Raw genomic sequence first — 16,400 nt, forward strand, 5'->3', positions numbered from 1 at the left:
CAGAAAGTTTTAGTAGATTAAAGTATTAACTCATTAAATTTAGTTATAGTTGTCCAGTGCACGCGGACAGGACGTCCTAATGCTGTGCTGGCCAGTCGCCATAGGCCCTTAGGTCATAAGCCAATCCGGCAAAAAGTTAAAGTACAACCTTTCTGCCTGCTCGCCCGAATGCTTGTCGCCGAAGGACTAGTGCCTTGCGGTTTTCTAATTAAGAAGCAAAAAACCCTTTACATAAGAAATAAGGTGAAAAATTTGAAAGTAGATTTGTTTGATTTTCATCTCCCTGAGGAATTGATTGCTCAGGTTCCTTTAAAAGAAAGAGATGCATCTAGACTTATGGTGTTAAATAGAGAGACAGGAAGTATTGAACATAAAACATTTCGTTCCATCGTTGATTTTTTTCAGCAGGGTGATTGTCTTGTTTTAAATGATACCCGAGTCCTGCCGGCAAGGCTTTATGGAATGAAAGAGGATACAGGGGCGAATGTGGAGATTCTTCTTTTAAAACAAGAGGAAAATGATACGTGGGAGACTCTCGTTAAGCCTGCTAAACGTGTGAAAAAGGGGACTATCGTTTTGTTTGGAGACGGTCGTCTTAAAGCTGAATGTGTCGGTGAAGCAGATCATGGGGGAAGATTATTTGATTTTAAGTATGAAGGAATCTTTTATGAAGTGCTCGAATCTCTTGGTGAAATGCCGCTGCCACCCTATATAAGAGAACAACTGGATGATAGGGAACGGTATCAAACCGTTTTTTCAAGAGAGAGCGGATCTGCAGCAGCTCCTACTGCAGGCCTGCACTTTACTGAAGAGCTTTTAAATGAAATGAAAAGCAAAGGTGTTCATATTGCTTTTATTACTTTGCATGTTGGCCTTGGAACCTTTCGGCCGGTAAGTGCGGATACGATAGAAGAACATGAAATGCATGCTGAATTTTATCAGATGACTAGTGGAACGGCCCGATTATTAAATGAGGTGAGAGACCAAGGAGGACGCATTATCTCTGTTGGCACCACGTCTACGAGAACACTAGAAACGATTGCCTCTAAAAATAACGGTTTCTTTACCGATGAGAGCGGCTGGACAGATATTTTTATTTACCCAGGATATACATTTAGAGGAATAGATGGGATGATAACAAACTTCCATTTACCAAAATCCTCTCTTATCATGCTTGTTAGTGCGCTGGCAGGAAGAGAAAACGTTCTACACGCCTATCATACTGCCGTTGAAGAGAAATACCGATTTTTCAGCTTTGGCGATGCTATGCTGATCGTATAGATTTTACAGAATTAATAAGGAGGAAAAAAGGTGTCACAACCACCGATTAGATATGAATTAATTAAAACGTGTAAACAAACAGGAGCTCGACTTGGAAGAGTACATACTCCGCACGGTTCTTTTGAAACTCCTGTGTTTATGCCCGTCGGAACTCTTGCAACTGTAAAAACAATGGCCCCGGAAGAGTTAACTGCAATGGGGGCTGGGATTATTCTAAGCAATACGTATCACCTATGGCTTCGCCCTGGACATGATATTATTAAAGAAGCGGGCGGCTTGCATCAGTTTATGAATTGGAATGGATCTATTCTAACTGATTCAGGGGGCTTCCAAGTTTTTAGTCTTAGTGAGTTTCGTAAGATTGAAGAAGAAGGCGTCCATTTTCGCAACCATTTAAATGGGGATAAATTATTTTTATCTCCAGAAAAAGCTATGGAAATTCAAAATGCACTAGGGTCCGATATTATGATGGCGTTTGATGAGTGTCCACCATATCCTGCAGAATATGATTATATGAAACGGTCCGTCCAGCGGACAAGCCGCTGGGCTGAACGTTGTCTAAAAGCCCATGTTCGTCAAGAGGATCAAGGACTATTTGGAATCGTTCAAGGTGGAGAATATGAAGATTTACGCCAGCAAAGTGCAAGAGATCTTGTTTCTCTAGATTTTCCTGGCTATGCGGTTGGCGGCTTATCAGTTGGTGAACCGAAAGATGTTATGAATATGGCACTTGAGTTCACAACTCCTTTGCTGCCGGCAAATAAACCAAGATATCTAATGGGTGTCGGTTCTCCAGATTCTTTGATTGATGGAGCGATCCGTGGAATTGATATGTTTGATTGCGTTCTTCCGACTAGAATTGCACGAAACGGGACATTAATGACAAGTGAAGGAAGATTAGTTGTTAAAAATGCAAAGTATGCTAAAGATTTTGGACCACTGGATCCGAATTGTGATTGCTATGCATGCCAAAATTATTCAAGAGCTTACATTCGCCATTTAATTCGATGTAATGAAACATTTGGTTTGAGACTTACTTCTTATCATAATCTTTATTTTCTGTTAAAATTAATGGAGCAAGTAAGACAAGCCATCCGCGAGGACCGACTTGGTCATTTTCGCGATGAATTTTTTGAGCGCTATGGTTTTAACAAACCGAATGCAAGAAATTTCTAATGTATGATAATGGCAAAGTATAGTTTAAACTAAGAGATATAAGCTCTTCTTGCGATACCACTGCTTGAAAGGGGTGAAAACATGGAATTACTAGGAACAGTATTACCGCTTGTGCTAATGTTTGCGATTTTTTACTTCTTATTGATACGTCCGCAGCAGAAACAGCAAAAGAAAGTCCGTGATATGCAATCAAGCCTCCAAAAAGGCAATAAAGTTATTACAATTGGCGGGATGCATGGATTTGTCGATTCTATTGATGAAGAAGTTGTTGTAATTAAAGCAGGTGACGGATCACGTTTAACTTTTGACCGTCGAGCTATTCGCGAAGTTGTAGACCAAGCTTAATTTAAGGCGGTATTTGAAAAACTTTGTTGCTATTAAAAAAAGTCTGTCACTTCTAGAGGTAAGGTATCTCTCATTGAGGTGAAAGATTAGTGAGACTACTAATAATCGGCAATTTACCGATGGCTCTTATTAAACAAACTATGTTAATAGCAACAACCTTTTAGAAAAGCGCTTCAATGGACATACATAAGCTTAAAAAGGAAGCACAATTTGATGTGCTTCCTTTTACTTTGACGTGGTTAAGTTTACTCCTGCGACACCTCCGAGCATGGCTGTGGCCAAAAAGCCCGCATGGTACATTGTTTGTTCTAATGTAAACACCTTCCCAAACCCCAAATATTGAAATAAAAAAACGATAATTGTATAGGAGAGTGCGGTTATGCCTCCGATCATCCAGCCTCTTTCTTTTCCTTTTCCTCCAGCAACAAATCCGCCAATAAAAACTGCGATAAATGATAAGGCTTTGATCATCCAAGAAATAGATTCTTCAGTTAATCCTGTAAATTTTAATATAAGGGAAAAAATGAAGCTAACAGCTAGTGCCATAATAAATATTGTCAAAAGGCCAAACACGATCCCTTTTCCCCATCTTTTCGTTTCGATTGTATCTCTCTCCCTTCAAGCATGCTTGTTTTGGCTCGTCTTATTTCATGCATATTCTGAAAGGCAAAAAAATAGAATATAAATATTTTATCGGACTTGCTTCATTCATAATCAAAAGGGCTAGCATGTCCGATTTAACGTGTTTTGCATCAGCTAAGAGCAATTCTAATCTTACTGTTAACATATTACGAGTACAAATTTGAAGAAGTGTTCTTGCAAGTGGAATGGAAAATTCTATTTTTCTATAACCAAGCTCCTATCAACTTTAAATATTAATATTCGTTATTTACTTTTGCATTTTCATACATCAAAATGACCGCACTGTACAGACTACGATATAGCAATGCTCTTTCATAACGTGAGACTTCCATTGGTGAGGGTATTCTTTATCACCCGCTGATGGTTTGTTGAATCAATCGGACTCATGTGGCAATTTATTCCCGCCTATCATCATTTTTTCTCTGCAGTTTGAGATAGCGTGGTATTACCTCCCGTTAAGAGTCGGATAAAGGGGGCTGGAGGCATCCAATGGAAGTATATATCGCAATCGTTATCAGAACGATCTTTTTGTACTTTTTAATATTGTTAATTTTTCGGTTGATGGGTAAAAGGGAAATTGGTGAATTAAGTATTTTAGACTTGGTTGTTTTTATAATGATTGCAGAGATGGCAGTCATGGCCATAGAAGATACTAATGATCCGCTCCTCCATTCTATTGTTGCTATGTTTTTATTGATGGGAATTCAATTAGGCTTAGCATATTTAACATTAAAGAGCCAAAAAGTCAGGAATATTATTGATGGTAAACCTACCATCATTATTGACAGAGGAAAAATCGATGAAAATGCAATGCGAAAACAGAGGTATAATTTCAACGATTTGATGATTCAGCTGAGGGACAAGGATGTAAATAATGTGGCAGATGTGGAATTTGCTATATTAGAACCATCAGGTAAATTATCTGTTTTTCAAAAGGAAAGAAATGAGGAAGAACCTGATTTACATATGCCTTTAATTATAGATGGTGTAGTCCAGGATGAAAATCTTCACAAAATTGATAGAAATAATTTATGGCTTCGTCAACAACTAAGAAAATTAGGCTACCCAGAATTAAAAAACATATCCTATTGTACCTTTGGAAACGGAATGTTTTACGTTGACTTAAAAGATAAGAATTAAAAAAAGGGTACCAGGTACCCTTTTTTTAATTCTTTCTAGGAATCAATAATGCCAGATAGGATCCAATGAAGGGAATTCGCTGTATTTCTTCTTTTTCCACTAACCTGAAGGCAATAAGAAACAGGCAGTAACTGACCGTTGTGAAGCTGATACAGATGACTAAATTTAGCGGAGGTGAGTCCACAAATACGAGGTTTTTATAAAAAACATATCCGATAAGACCTGATAATGCCATTGTGATCAAGCATTTTGTATACTGGCGGATATGAATGGTAAAGGATATGACTTTTAAAACGGTTGCAAAGTGCAAAAGAGTTACAACCATCATTCCAACCACGATTGCCAGTGCAGCACCCATGATTCCGAGTGACGGTCTTGATGCAAGAATAAAAATAAGCCCTGTTTTTATAACGGCCCCGATAAAGCTGTTGATCATAGCAGCTCTCGCTAAATTCAATGCTTGGAGAGAGGCTTGAAGCGGTCCTTGCAAGTAATAAAAGATAAAAAATGGAGCCATAATCTGCACAAAGATCGCAGAATTATTATTACCATACAATACCTCCATAAGAGGACTCGCATAAATATATAAAATGACAACTGCCAGTCCACCAGTAACAAACGATAGCCTTAAAGCTTGCTGGAGTCTGTATTCCACTAATCGAAACTTTTTTTGTGCCATTGCTTCACTTATAGCTGGAACCAAAGAAGTTGATAACGAATACGTGATAAAGGAAGGAAGTGTAAGCAAGGTTACAGCGTATCCTGTTAACGCCCCGTACTGCTTTGTAGCAAGAGAGGTCGCAACACCCGCAATGGCAAGACTTTGAGCGACTACTATTGGCTCGAAAAACCAAGCTACAGACCCAATCAGCCTGCTTCCTGTCGTGGGTAAAGCAATAGCCAATAACTCATGCATAGTTGCTTTTCCATTTTGTATGGATTTGAAAAAATTTTTCCGAATTCGTACCTTCTTTTTAAGCTTAAACATCGCGAATAAGTACAATAAAGAGATAAGCTCGCCAACTACTGCCGAAGCCATGGCGCCTGCAGCCGCATACTCTATTCCGTATGGTAAAAATGCTTGCGTAAAGATAGCAATTAAGGAAATTCGAACCACCTGCTCAAGAATTTGGGAATAGGCAGCAGGCTTCATGTTTTGCTTCCCTTGAAAATAGCCTCTTAAAACACTTGAAATCGCAATAATAGGAACAACTGGTGAAATAGCGAGAAGAGGATACAATGTTCGCGGATCTGTAAAAAAGATCTCAGCTAAAATAGGTGCAAGAAAAATGATAGCAGGTGTAAACAGAATACTTAAACTCCCTGTGATAGCTAAGGAGACAACAAGTATTTTTTTTATTTTCCGCCGATCATTTTGAGCCTCTGCTTCTGAAACAAGCTTTGAAATGGCAACTGGGAGACCAAGCTGAGTGATGGTAATGATCAGCACAAGGGAGGGGACAGCCATCATATACAGTCCTACCCCTTCTTCACCGACATATCTGGCAAGCACAAGCCTGTTAATAAATCCTAGAATTTTTGTAATAAATGCCGCAACAATTAAGGTTAGCGTGCCTTTAATAAAAGTTTGTTTTGACATTTTTATACCTGCCTTCTCAAATAACGTGGAATCATATACAATTACTATATGCACGTGATTTGGCCAAGCATGACAAGTTCTATCGTTTTGACGATAAAAAGTAAAGATATGAACTTACTATATGAGGAGTGAGGAAGCCGGTGAACCATCCAGCAGATCAATATCGTCATCATTTAAAACCATTTATCATAAGCAAATTGGAAGAGTTTAAGCTCCTTGGTTACGGTGAGGTGAAAGTAGATGAATTTTGGACTTATTTAATAAGCAAAAAATGGAAAAAACAAAAAGAAGAACTGCAAATGCATGAAATCGTTTCTGATATTCTATCTGTGAAAGCCAATGATTTTATGAATTATGCCACGGTAGAATCATTTAAAACATCCAGTTGGATGGGAAGCGAGGAAAATCAAAGGCTCTTAAAAGAACTTATTTAGAGGCTACCATGAGTTTTACGTAAAGCTAAGGAGGATACATACATGGTCAAAAAAGGCCGTATTATAGCATTTTTTCTTATCATAATTATAGCAGGAGTATTAGTTGGTCTAAATTCAAACAAAGCGGCCAATAACATTAGCCTTGGGCTTGATCTTCAAGGAGGATTTGAAGTTTTATATGAAGTGAAGCCTGTAAACAAAGGAGAAAAGATTGAACAAAGTGATTTAGTAAGTACTGTTAGAGCGCTTGAACAACGTGCTAACGTACTTGGGGTTAGTGAGCCTAATATTCAAATTGAGGGAGACAACCGGATTCGTGTTCAACTTGCTGGCGTAGAAGATCAGAATAGAGCACGGGAAATCCTGTCTACACAAGCAAAGCTGACTTTTCGTGATGTGAATGATAAAGAAATGATGAATGGGGCAGACCTTCAGCAAGGTGGAGCTTCTCAATCATTTAGCGAAACGAACCAGCCAATTGTGCTAGTTAAATTAAAGGATGCCGAAAAATTTGCAAATGTTACTCAACATATATTGAGTTTGGAGCCCAATAATCAGCTGGTTATCTGGCTTGATTATCAAGAGGGTGATTCCTTTAAGGAGGAAGCAGGGAAGGAGAATCCTAAGTTTCTCTCTGCTCCGAATGTAAGTCATGTTTTAAACACGACAGATGTTATGATTGAAGGCGATTTTACGATTGAAGAGGCAAAGGATCTAGCCAATCTGCTAAATGCAGGGGCTCTGCCGGTTAATCTTGATGAAATGTATTCCACTTCAGTAGGGGCTAAATTTGGTGAACAGGCGCTAGATCAAACAGTTTTGGCGGGGATTATTGGCATCGGGATCATTTTCTTATTTATGCTGCTATTTTACCAATTGCCTGGGTTCATTGCGATTGTCACCTTGAGTGTTTATATTTATCTTATTTTGCAAGTGTTTGACTGGATGAACGGGGTTTTGACACTGCCTGGGATTGCAGCGATTATACTAGGCGTAGGCATGGCAGTTGATGCGAATATTATTACATATGAGCGGATCAAGGAAGAATTAAAGCTGGGAAAAACAGTCAGGTCTGCCTTCAAGTCAGGAAATAGACGATCGATTGCTACCATTTTGGATGCAAATCTTACAACAATTTTAGCAGGAGTTGTTTTATTTATCTTTGGAACAAGCTCGGTTAAAGGATTTGCAACAATGTTAATTTTAAGTATATTAGCAAGCTTTATTACAGCTGTTTTCTTAGCACGTATTCTTCTTGGGCTTCTTGTTGAAAGCCGTTTACTTGATAAGAAAAAAGGTTGGTTTGGTGTTAAGAAAAGTGAAATTCTTGATATCGCCCAAACGAATGAACATACAGAAGTTCCGACAAAATTTAGTAAATGGGATTTTGTTAATAAACGAAAGCTTTTCTTTATGATTTCCTCTTTAATGGTTGCAGCAGGTATTATTATTCTATTTGTTTTCCGCTTAAACTTGGGAATTGACTTTGCGAGTGGAACAAGAATAGAGATACTATCTGACAAACCGCTTACAGCAGAAGAAGTGGAAACAGAGCTTAATTCACTTGATGTTGAAGTAAATGAAGTGGTTTTATCTGGGGAAAATAATGAAGTCGGTGTTGCAAGATTTGTAGGGGTACTAAGCCAAGAAAAAATTGCAGAAGTGAAAACTCATTTTAATGAGAAATACGGCTCAGAGCCAAATGTTTCTACAGTATCGCCAACAGTCGGAAAAGAACTTGCCCGCAATGCCTTAATTGCAGTTTTGATTGCTTCTGTCGGGATTATTATTTATGTCTCTTTCCGGTTTGAATTTTATATGGCGCTTGCTTCAATCATTGCGCTCTTGCACGATGCCTTCTTTATCATTACGTTCTTTAGTATCACCCGGTTAGAAGTAGATATCACATTTATTGCTGCCGTTCTTACGATTGTCGGGTACTCGATAAATGATACCATTGTAACCTTCGATCGTATTCGCGAAAAAATGAAGAAAACAAAGGCTAAAACAAAAGAAGATCTTGCGAATATTGTTAATCGCAGCTTGCAGGAAACTTTCACACGTTCTATTAATACAGTACTTACTGTGGTCATAGCTGTCATAGCGCTTATCATTTTTGGAGCAGGCTCTATTTTGAATTTTTCTATAGCTTTATTGATCGGTTTAATTTCGGGAACCTATTCCTCTTTATTCATTGCTGCTCAATTATGGCTTGTGTGGAAAGGAAAGCAATTAGAAAAGAAAAAAGCAGAAGTTATTGAAGAAACTTAATATCATTTTCAGAACCGCGAGTGAATCGCGGTTTTTTCTGTTCTCAAGGAAAGAGGTAAGTGTTTTAATAATGGTATCCTTAGGGTATAAGTAATAAAAGTACTTATATAATAAGTTCAAAGATTATGGCTGGCTTATAAGGATAAAAGAAAGTAAGTAAAAGCATTCGGCATATCACCGTCCTTCAATTTATCCGAGTGATGAACGATGTGTCGATTGCAGCTAATTTGTGAAAACAGCCTATACACAAAAGGAGAGAAACAGATGAAAAAACAAAGGAGTTTACTTTTCGCCTTTATTTTTATTATTATTGTAGCTGTTTTTGCGGTTATTAACGTTGAACCTGTTCAGGTTGATTACTTATTTGGACATTCACAATGGCCCCTTATTTTAGTGATTTTAGGCTCAGCTTTTTTAGGCGGGTTAATCGTATCCATGACTGGTATTGTTCAGATCTTTAATCTGCAAAGAAAAATTAAAACACTTCAGAAAGAAAAGACAGCTGTTCAAGGTGAGTTAAACAAAGTTAAGGTCGGCCATGAGACAAACCGCACAGCAACAGAGCATCAACTTACTGAAAAAAAGGGAATGGGAACAGATAACACGATAGAAATGAAATAATTCAATTTGAAACCCCTCTGGTCATTCTTGTATAATAGGATGACTAGAGGGGTGAATTTATGTTAAAAGCGAAAACACGTTGGAGTGTTAAGGCCTCGGACGAAGAAAATTTGAGAGCTCTTGTTGAGCAGTTAAATATATCTTCTTTAGTAGCATCATTGTTAGTAAATAGAGGAATAGAAGATGCGGAAACAGCAAAAGAATTTCTACATATTGATAAACCAGAATTTCATAATCCCTTTCTTTTAAAAGGAATGGTAGAAGCGGTTGAACGAATACAAAAGGCTATTGATAATCATGAAAAAATGATGATTTTCGGGGACTATGATGCAGACGGTGTCAGCAGCACGACTGTATTATTGTCAGTATTGAAGAGATTAGGTGCAGATGTTGATTTCTATATCCCAAACAGATTTACAGAAGGGTATGGACCTAATGAAAATGCATTTAGGCACATTCGTTCCCAGGATGTTACATTGATCATAACAGTTGATACAGGAATAGCAGCTGTAAAAGAAGCGGAAGTTGCAAAGGAATTGAATATCGACCTTATTATTACAGATCATCATGAACCAGGTCCTATTCTTCCGGATGCTTACGCTATTATTCATCCAAAGCAGCCTGGCTGTTCATATCCTTTTAAGGATCTGGCTGGAGTGGGGGTGGCTTTTAAACTTGCACACGCTATGCTTGGTAAAGTACCACAAGATTTATTGGATGTAGCCTCGATTGGAACAATCGCAGATCTCGTTCCATTAAAAGGAGAGAATCGTCTGATTGCTAAAGAGGGAATAAAATATCTGTCTGACACAAACAGAGTCGGCTTAAAGGCGCTATTAAAAATTGCCGGCGTAGACAGTCAGCTGGTGAATGAAGAGACAATCGGCTTTGCTTTAGGTCCTAGAATAAATGCAGTTGGCCGCCTTCAGTCAGCAGATCCTGCTGTTAAGCTTCTCATTACTGATGATGAATTCGAAGCAAAGACATTAGCAGAAGAAATCGACCTTCTGAATAAAGAAAGACAAAAACTGGTAAGCAAGATGACTGAAGAGGCAGTCAGACAAGTAGAGGAACAGTTTCCGATTGAAAATAATCCTGTCTTAGTCATTGCCGCAGAAGGATGGAATCCGGGAGTGGTCGGGATTGTTGCTTCAAGGCTTGTGGAACGGTTTTACAGACCAACAATTGTCCTGAGTATGGATCAGGAAAAGGGAATCGTCAAAGGATCGGCAAGAAGCATCGCTGGCTTTGATTTATTTGAGAGTCTTTCCACATGCAGGGACATTCTTCCTCACTTTGGCGGGCATCCAATGGCTGCAGGAATGACCTTGAAAATAGAAGATATTAATCAACTGAGAGAACGATTAATTCAGCTTGCTAAAATAAACCTGACCGAAGAAGACTTTACTCCAATAACTCAAGTAGATGCAGCATGTGAACTCAAGGAAATCACCCTTGAGACTATAACAGAAATGAATAAGCTTGCCCCGTTTGGGATGGGAAATCCAAAGCCGGTTGTTATGATACAGAAAATCCAGCTCGCTAATATGCGTAAAATCGGAGCTGATCAAAAACATATAAAAATGACGTTTCAGGAAAATGGAAGCCAGTTAGATTGCGTGGGGTTTGGGTTCGGTTTTTTACATGATGAAATCGCTCCAATTTCAGAGCTTTCTGTCATTGGAGAATTATCAATAAATGAGTGGAATAATCATCGAAAACCTCAATTAATGCTTCATGACGCCTCAATTGCAAGTTGGCAGCTTTTTGACCTTAGAGGGGTCAGGGATAAAGAGAAAGTAATTGGGAGCATTGATCGCAAGAGCCGTGTTCTTATTACCTTTCAACCAGATACAAGAGGGGTTTTTTCGCAATTTTCTGAGGAAATAGTATGCTTGTCCTCAAATGAGCAAGCGAGAGAATTTGATTTAACAGGCAAATATGCAGTTCTTTTAGATGTTCCTAAAGACTCGACGGTTTTAAAAGAGCTTTTGGTGAATAAATTGCCGGAAAGAATCTATGTCCTCTTCCATCAATCAGAAGATCACTTCTTCTCTACATTGCCGACTAGAGATCATTTCAAATGGTATTATGCTTTTTTAACAAAAAAAGGGTCTTTTCATTTGGAAAAACAAGGAAATGAATTGGCAAAATACCGCGGCTGGACAAAAGATACAATCATTTTTATGTCACAGGTGTTTTTTGAATTGGAATTTGTTAAAATAGAAAATGGCATTATTTCGATAAATCATGATTCTAAGAAACGCGATCTTTCAGAATCGGAAGCTTATGCTAAGAAACAAAAACAATTTGAGCTAGAGAAATTGTTCATATATTCATCATATCAGCAGCTAAAAGAATGGTTTGACAAGCAGATGCAGCAATCATCTGTGTTTTTGAACGTATGAGGAGGACAAAAGGGAATGGATTTAAAACAATATGTAACAATTGTGCCTGATTACCCTAAAAAAGGCATAAAATTCAAGGATATTACCACCTTAATGGATAAAGGGGAGGTTTACCGTTATGCAACAGATCAAATTGTTGAGTATGCACGTGAGAAGGCAATTGATCTTGTTGTAGGACCGGAAGCAAGAGGCTTTATCATTGGGTGTCCGGTTGCATATGCAATGGGGATAGGCTTTGCACCTGTGCGTAAAGACGGGAAGCTTCCTCGCGAGGTTGTAAAAGTAGACTACGGTCTTGAGTATGGGAAAGATGTTTTAACCATTCACAAAGATGCGATTTTGCCTGGTCAGCGGGTATTAATTACAGATGATCTTCTTGCAACAGGCGGTACAATCGAAGCAACAATTAAGCTGGTTGAAGAGCTTGGCGGAGTTGTAGCAGGAATTGCTTTCCTTATTGAATTAACATATTTGGATGGCCGTGATAAACTAGATGGATATGACATATTAACTCTTATGAAATATTAAGGTAAGAGGAAAGGCACTCGGACTTGAGTGCTTTTTTCTTATATTTCAAAACAGGATCAGAAAATTTGAAAAATACACAAATTGAGCGCACTCATCAAGTACAAATCCGTTTTTTGGATTTGTCAAAACGAGCTTTTTTTTTGATGATTATGAAACTCTTCCAAATATTGTTTTAATAGCAAGAAAACTTGCCCTTTACATCTGTGAGTTTTTTCATGATAATAATTACAATATAGTGAATGTTTTTAAATAAAGAATTATAATAAATGTTTATATAAATGTTTAAAAGGTTTAGTTTAATGATCCAAGACTTAAAAAAGGTGATTGAATGGCAAATGAACAAGTACTTACAGCTGAACAAGTAATTGAAAATGCCAAAAGCTATTTGTCGGAAGAACATATAGAGTTTATCCAGACTGCATATGACTTTGCCGAGGAAGCACACAAGGAGCAATATCGTAAATCTGGAGAGCCTTATATTATTCATCCTATCCAAGTGGCTGGTATTCTCGTTGATTTGGAGATGGACCCTGCCACAATCGCTGGCGGTTTTTTACATGATGTCGTAGAAGATACAGAAGTTTCACTAGATGACATTAAGCAGACATTTAACGATGAAGTAGCCATGCTTGTCGACGGGGTAACAAAGCTCGGGAAAATTAAATATAAATCACAAGAAGAGCAGCAAGCGGAAAACCATCGCAAAATGTTTGTAGCTATGGCTCAAGACTTGCGCGTAATCCTTATTAAATTGGCTGACAGACTGCATAATATGCGAACATTAAAGCATCTTCCGCAGGAGAAGCAAAGGCGAATTTCAAATGAAACATTAGAGATTTTTGCCCCTTTGGCCCATCGTCTTGGAATCTCAAAAATTAAGTGGGAGCTTGAAGATACAGCTTTAAGGTATTTAAATCCGCAGCAATATTATCGAATTGTCAACTTAATGAAAAAGAAAAGAGCAGAACGGGAGCAATATTTAGAAGAAGTAATTTCTGAGGTGAAAGAGCAAGTAAATGAGGTTAAAATTAGAGCTGAATTCAATGGAAGGCCAAAACATATTTATAGTATCTATCGAAAGATGGCTCTTCAAAATAAACAATTTAACGAAATTTATGATCTTTTGGCAGTCCGGATTATCGTAAGCAGCATTAAAGATTGCTACGCAGTTTTAGGCATCATTCATACATGCTGGAAGCCAATGCCAGGCCGATTCAAAGATTATATTGCTATGCCAAAGCCGAATATGTACCAGTCTCTTCATACGACCGTTATTGGACCAAAAGGTGATCCGCTTGAGGTTCAAATTCGTACAACAGATATGCATCAAATCGCTGAATATGGGATTGCTGCTCACTGGGCTTACAAAGAAGGAAAAGAAGCAGGGGAACAAGCTTCTTTTGAAGAAAAGCTTACATGGTTTCGAGAAATCCTTGAATTTCAAAATGAAACGAATAATGCAGAAGAGTTCATGGAGTCTCTTAAAATTGATTTGTTTTCAGATATGGTCTTTGTTTTTACACCAAAAGGTGATGTCATTGAGCTTCCGTCTGGGTCTGTGCCAATTGATTTTTCATACAGAATCCATTCAGAGATTGGGAATAAAACGATCGGGGCTAAAGTTAACGGCAAAATGGTTACTTTGGATTACAAATTAAAGACTGGCGATATTGTTGAGATCTTAACTTCCAAACATTCGTATGGGCCAAGTCAAGATTGGATTAAGCTGGCTCAAACATCTCAAGCCAAAAATAAAATCCGGCAATTTTTCAAAAAGCAGCGTCGTGAAGAGAATGTGGACAAAGGAAAAGAGCTAATTGAAAAAGAAATTAAGGGAATGGATTTTGATGTAAAAGAAATTTTGACAACAGATAATCTCAAAAGAGTTTCAGAAAAGTTTAACTTTTCAAATGAAGAAGATATGTTTGCAGCTGTCGGCTATAATGGGATTACTGCCTTGCAGGTGGCCAATAGGCTATCGGAAAAATGGCGCAAAAAACGGGATAAGGAACAAGAAACAACAATAGAAGAGACGATAACGGAAACGCGTCCATATTCAAATAAAAAAAGGGATGCGGGAGTGCGGGTAAAAGGTATTGACAACCTATTAATTCGTCTATCGAAGTGCTGCAATCCAGTCCCAGGAGATGATATTGTCGGATTTATTACGAAAGGGAGAGGGGTCTCCGTCCATCGTGATGACTGTCCAAATGTTGTCGAGGAAGTCGCTAAAGAACGTCTTATTCCTGTAGAATGGGAGCATCAATCCATCAATCGCAAAGAATATAATGTCGAAATTGAAATACTTGGCTATGACCGCAGAGGCCTGTTAAATGAAGTACTGCAGGCTGTTAATGAGACAAAAACAAATATTTCCTCTGTCTCTGGAAAATCAGACAGAAACAAAATGGCCACAATCAATATGGCAATATCTATTCAAAATATCAATCATTTGCATAAAGTAGTCGAACGAATAAAACAAATTTCAGATATCTATTCGGTTCGAAGAGTGATGAACTAGAAAGGAAGTTGTTTCTTTGAAGGTAGTCGTTCAACGAGCCCGGCACGCAAAAGTAAAGGTGGAGCAAACAGTAGTCGGGGAAATTGAAAATGGTGTTATGCTGCTTGTCGGTGTTACACATGATGATCAAGAGAAGGATGCAGATTATTTAGCTGATAAAGTAGCTAACCTCCGAATTTTTGAAAATGAAGCAGGTAAGATGAATGATTCTTTGCTGGACATTCACGGAGAGGCTTTATCGGTTTCACAATTTACTCTTTATGGGGATTGCAGAAAAGGCAGGCGGCCCAATTACATGAGTGCTGCAAAACCAGAACATGCCGAAAAGTTGTATGAACATTTTAACGAAAAGCTCCGCCAAAAAGGCATTAAGGTCGAAACAGGATCATTTGGTGCCATGATGGATGTTGAATTTATAAATTCTGGTCCTGTCACGTTGATAATAGAAAGTAAGTAATAAGCATTCAAAGATTACAGGAAGTGAAAGAGGTTGGGCGTCTTATTTGATACCCAGCTTCTTTTTTTTATCACAACAAGCATATGTATAGAGGATTTTGGATCCAATAAGTATCTGAACATAGTCGAACACAACAATATATGGATTTTCTTCTTTTACTTATAATGGAAAGGTACATATATTGTCATATTTTATTTCTCTTCATCATAAGGAAAAAAGAACATTCTATAAGGGGTTGATCTTTATCTTTATGAGAACAAGCTACAGGAAATGGACAGAACACCCTTACCCGGGAGAGGAAACCCCGCCTAAAGGCTCTCCAGGAGCAGGATATTGGCCTATGTTTTTTATTACAAGGGGAAGAAACAATGATTTCCTAGATCCTTTTCGTCAGCGTATCCAGTGGAAAATCAAGAATCCGAATGATATTGATTGGGAAATCGAGCTGCTCCTAGTAGAGCAAACATTACAATCCTTAACTCCTTATCAAATACGCCTCGCGAAATATTGGGGAACAGCCGAAGCAACCAAACGAATGACTCCTATGATTTTCAATTTCATTGAAAAGTATAGACTAGGAACACCCAATACAGCCAGAGTACTAGGATATTTTCACGCTGCTATAAATGATGTCTGTGTGATAACATGGTTTCTTAAATATCGTTGGGATGTAGCACGCCCAAATCAGTATGAAAGGAACTTACCTACTGTGTTATCAACCCCTCGCTTCCCAGCCTATCCTTCTGCACACGCTACTATAATGGGGTGTGCAGAGATATTATTAAGCTATTTCTTTCCACCAGAGTCAACCAGAATCAAAAAAGTAATGGAGGAAGGTGCTCAATCCCGTTTATTTGCTGGCGTCCATTTTAAAGTGGACAACGATGAAGGCTTAAGATTAGGTAGACAAATTGGAGAACTCGTTGTAAATTTATTGAGGATTCAAAACCTAAATAATCATTAATAATTTAAAAAT

The 16,400-nt window shown here is 38.1% G+C and carries 14 protein-coding genes; 12 read left to right on the plus strand and 2 right to left on the minus strand.

Annotation, left to right across the window (positions count from 1 at the left end; genetic code table 11):
* Window positions 1-252 precede the first annotated feature (252 nt).
* From queA to yajC, 3 genes are all read left to right on the plus strand, one after another.
* A complete protein-coding gene (gene queA, locus IC621_RS13400) occupies window positions 253-1,281 on the plus strand; it encodes a tRNA preQ1(34) S-adenosylmethionine ribosyltransferase-isomerase QueA (RefSeq protein WP_191158821.1) in 1,029 nt (342 codons plus the stop codon).
* 30 nt (window positions 1,282-1,311) lie between these two features.
* Window positions 1,312-2,457 (plus strand): tRNA guanosine(34) transglycosylase Tgt, encoded by a 1,146-nt coding sequence (gene tgt / locus IC621_RS13405; RefSeq protein WP_191158822.1) that lies wholly within the window; start codon window positions 1,312-1,314, stop codon window positions 2,455-2,457.
* 81 nt (window positions 2,458-2,538) lie between these two features.
* Complete coding sequence (gene yajC, locus IC621_RS13410; protein WP_191158823.1) at window positions 2,539-2,802, plus strand: preprotein translocase subunit YajC; 264 nt, start codon at window positions 2,539-2,541, stop codon at window positions 2,800-2,802.
* A 225-nt stretch (window positions 2,803-3,027) separates the two neighbouring features.
* Here the strand turns inward: yajC and IC621_RS13415 are convergent, their stop codons facing one another.
* Window positions 3,028-3,375 carry a TIGR04086 family membrane protein gene (locus IC621_RS13415; RefSeq protein WP_318153041.1) on the minus strand — a complete coding sequence of 116 codons (348 nt, stop codon included), beginning with the start codon at window positions 3,373-3,375 and terminating at the stop codon, window positions 3,028-3,030.
* Window positions 3,376-3,933: 558 nt separating this feature from the next.
* Here IC621_RS13415 and IC621_RS13420 point away from each other — a divergent pair.
* The gene (locus IC621_RS13420) at window positions 3,934-4,584 is read left to right on the plus strand and encodes a DUF421 domain-containing protein (RefSeq protein WP_191158824.1); all 651 of its coding nucleotides are present in this window, start codon (window positions 3,934-3,936) and stop codon (window positions 4,582-4,584) included.
* A 25-nt stretch (window positions 4,585-4,609) separates the two neighbouring features.
* Here IC621_RS13420 and spoVB read toward each other — a convergent pair whose 3' ends face one another.
* A complete protein-coding gene (gene spoVB, locus IC621_RS13425; RefSeq protein ID WP_191158825.1) occupies window positions 4,610-6,184 on the minus strand; it encodes a stage V sporulation protein B in 1,575 nt (524 codons plus the stop codon).
* A 140-nt stretch (window positions 6,185-6,324) separates the two neighbouring features.
* Between spoVB and IC621_RS13430 the strand changes: the two genes are divergently transcribed.
* The 8 genes from IC621_RS13430 (at window position 6,325) to IC621_RS13465 (ending at window position 16,388) form a co-directional block, all read left to right on the plus strand.
* Window positions 6,325-6,618 carry a post-transcriptional regulator gene (locus IC621_RS13430; RefSeq protein WP_191158826.1) on the plus strand — a complete coding sequence of 98 codons (294 nt, stop codon included), beginning with the start codon at window positions 6,325-6,327 and terminating at the stop codon, window positions 6,616-6,618.
* Window positions 6,619-6,660: 42 nt separating this feature from the next.
* On the plus strand, window positions 6,661-8,889 hold the full coding sequence (gene secDF / locus IC621_RS13435) for a protein translocase subunit SecDF (protein ID WP_191158827.1): 2,229 nt from the start codon (window positions 6,661-6,663) through the stop codon (window positions 8,887-8,889).
* 264 nt (window positions 8,890-9,153) lie between these two features.
* Entirely contained in the window at window positions 9,154-9,510 is a 357-nt protein-coding gene (locus tag IC621_RS13440) for a LapA family protein (RefSeq protein WP_191158828.1), read from the plus strand.
* A gap of 59 nt (window positions 9,511-9,569) precedes the next feature.
* A complete protein-coding gene (gene recJ, locus IC621_RS13445; protein ID WP_191158829.1) occupies window positions 9,570-11,918 on the plus strand; it encodes a single-stranded-DNA-specific exonuclease RecJ in 2,349 nt (782 codons plus the stop codon).
* 15 nt (window positions 11,919-11,933) lie between these two features.
* The gene (locus IC621_RS13450; protein ID WP_191158830.1) at window positions 11,934-12,446 is read left to right on the plus strand and encodes an adenine phosphoribosyltransferase; all 513 of its coding nucleotides are present in this window, start codon (window positions 11,934-11,936) and stop codon (window positions 12,444-12,446) included.
* Window positions 12,447-12,774: 328 nt separating this feature from the next.
* The gene (locus IC621_RS13455) at window positions 12,775-14,967 is read left to right on the plus strand and encodes a RelA/SpoT family protein (RefSeq protein WP_191158831.1); all 2,193 of its coding nucleotides are present in this window, start codon (window positions 12,775-12,777) and stop codon (window positions 14,965-14,967) included.
* Between the two features lie 16 nt (window positions 14,968-14,983).
* On the plus strand, window positions 14,984-15,424 hold the full coding sequence (gene dtd / locus IC621_RS13460; protein ID WP_191158832.1) for a D-aminoacyl-tRNA deacylase: 441 nt from the start codon (window positions 14,984-14,986) through the stop codon (window positions 15,422-15,424).
* A 250-nt stretch (window positions 15,425-15,674) separates the two neighbouring features.
* Complete coding sequence (locus IC621_RS13465; protein ID WP_191158833.1) at window positions 15,675-16,388, plus strand: vanadium-dependent haloperoxidase; 714 nt, start codon at window positions 15,675-15,677, stop codon at window positions 16,386-16,388.
* Window positions 16,389-16,400 lie beyond the last annotated feature (12 nt).

This window comes from Metabacillus arenae (assembly GCF_014773385.1).
Taxonomy (GTDB): domain Bacteria; phylum Bacillota; class Bacilli; order Bacillales; family Bacillaceae; genus Metabacillus_D; species Metabacillus_D arenae.

Coding starts and splice junctions, on each gene's coding strand:
- IC621_RS13450 (WP_191158830.1), top strand. CDS start 11,934: ATGGATTTAAAACAATATGTAACAATTGTGCCTGATTACCCTAAAAAA.
- recJ (WP_191158829.1), top strand. CDS start 9,570: ATGTTAAAAGCGAAAACACGTTGGAGTGTTAAGGCCTCGGACGAAGAA.
- IC621_RS13440 (WP_191158828.1), top strand. CDS start 9,154: ATGAAAAAACAAAGGAGTTTACTTTTCGCCTTTATTTTTATTATTATT.
- secDF (WP_191158827.1), top strand. CDS start 6,661: ATGGTCAAAAAAGGCCGTATTATAGCATTTTTTCTTATCATAATTATA.
- spoVB (WP_191158825.1), bottom strand. CDS start 6,184: ATGTCAAAACAAACTTTTATTAAAGGCACGCTAACCTTAATTGTTGCG.
- IC621_RS13455 (WP_191158831.1), top strand. CDS start 12,775: ATGGCAAATGAACAAGTACTTACAGCTGAACAAGTAATTGAAAATGCC.
- IC621_RS13420 (WP_191158824.1), top strand. CDS start 3,934: ATGGAAGTATATATCGCAATCGTTATCAGAACGATCTTTTTGTACTTT.
- IC621_RS13465 (WP_191158833.1), top strand. CDS start 15,675: ATGAGAACAAGCTACAGGAAATGGACAGAACACCCTTACCCGGGAGAG.
- yajC (WP_191158823.1), top strand. CDS start 2,539: ATGGAATTACTAGGAACAGTATTACCGCTTGTGCTAATGTTTGCGATT.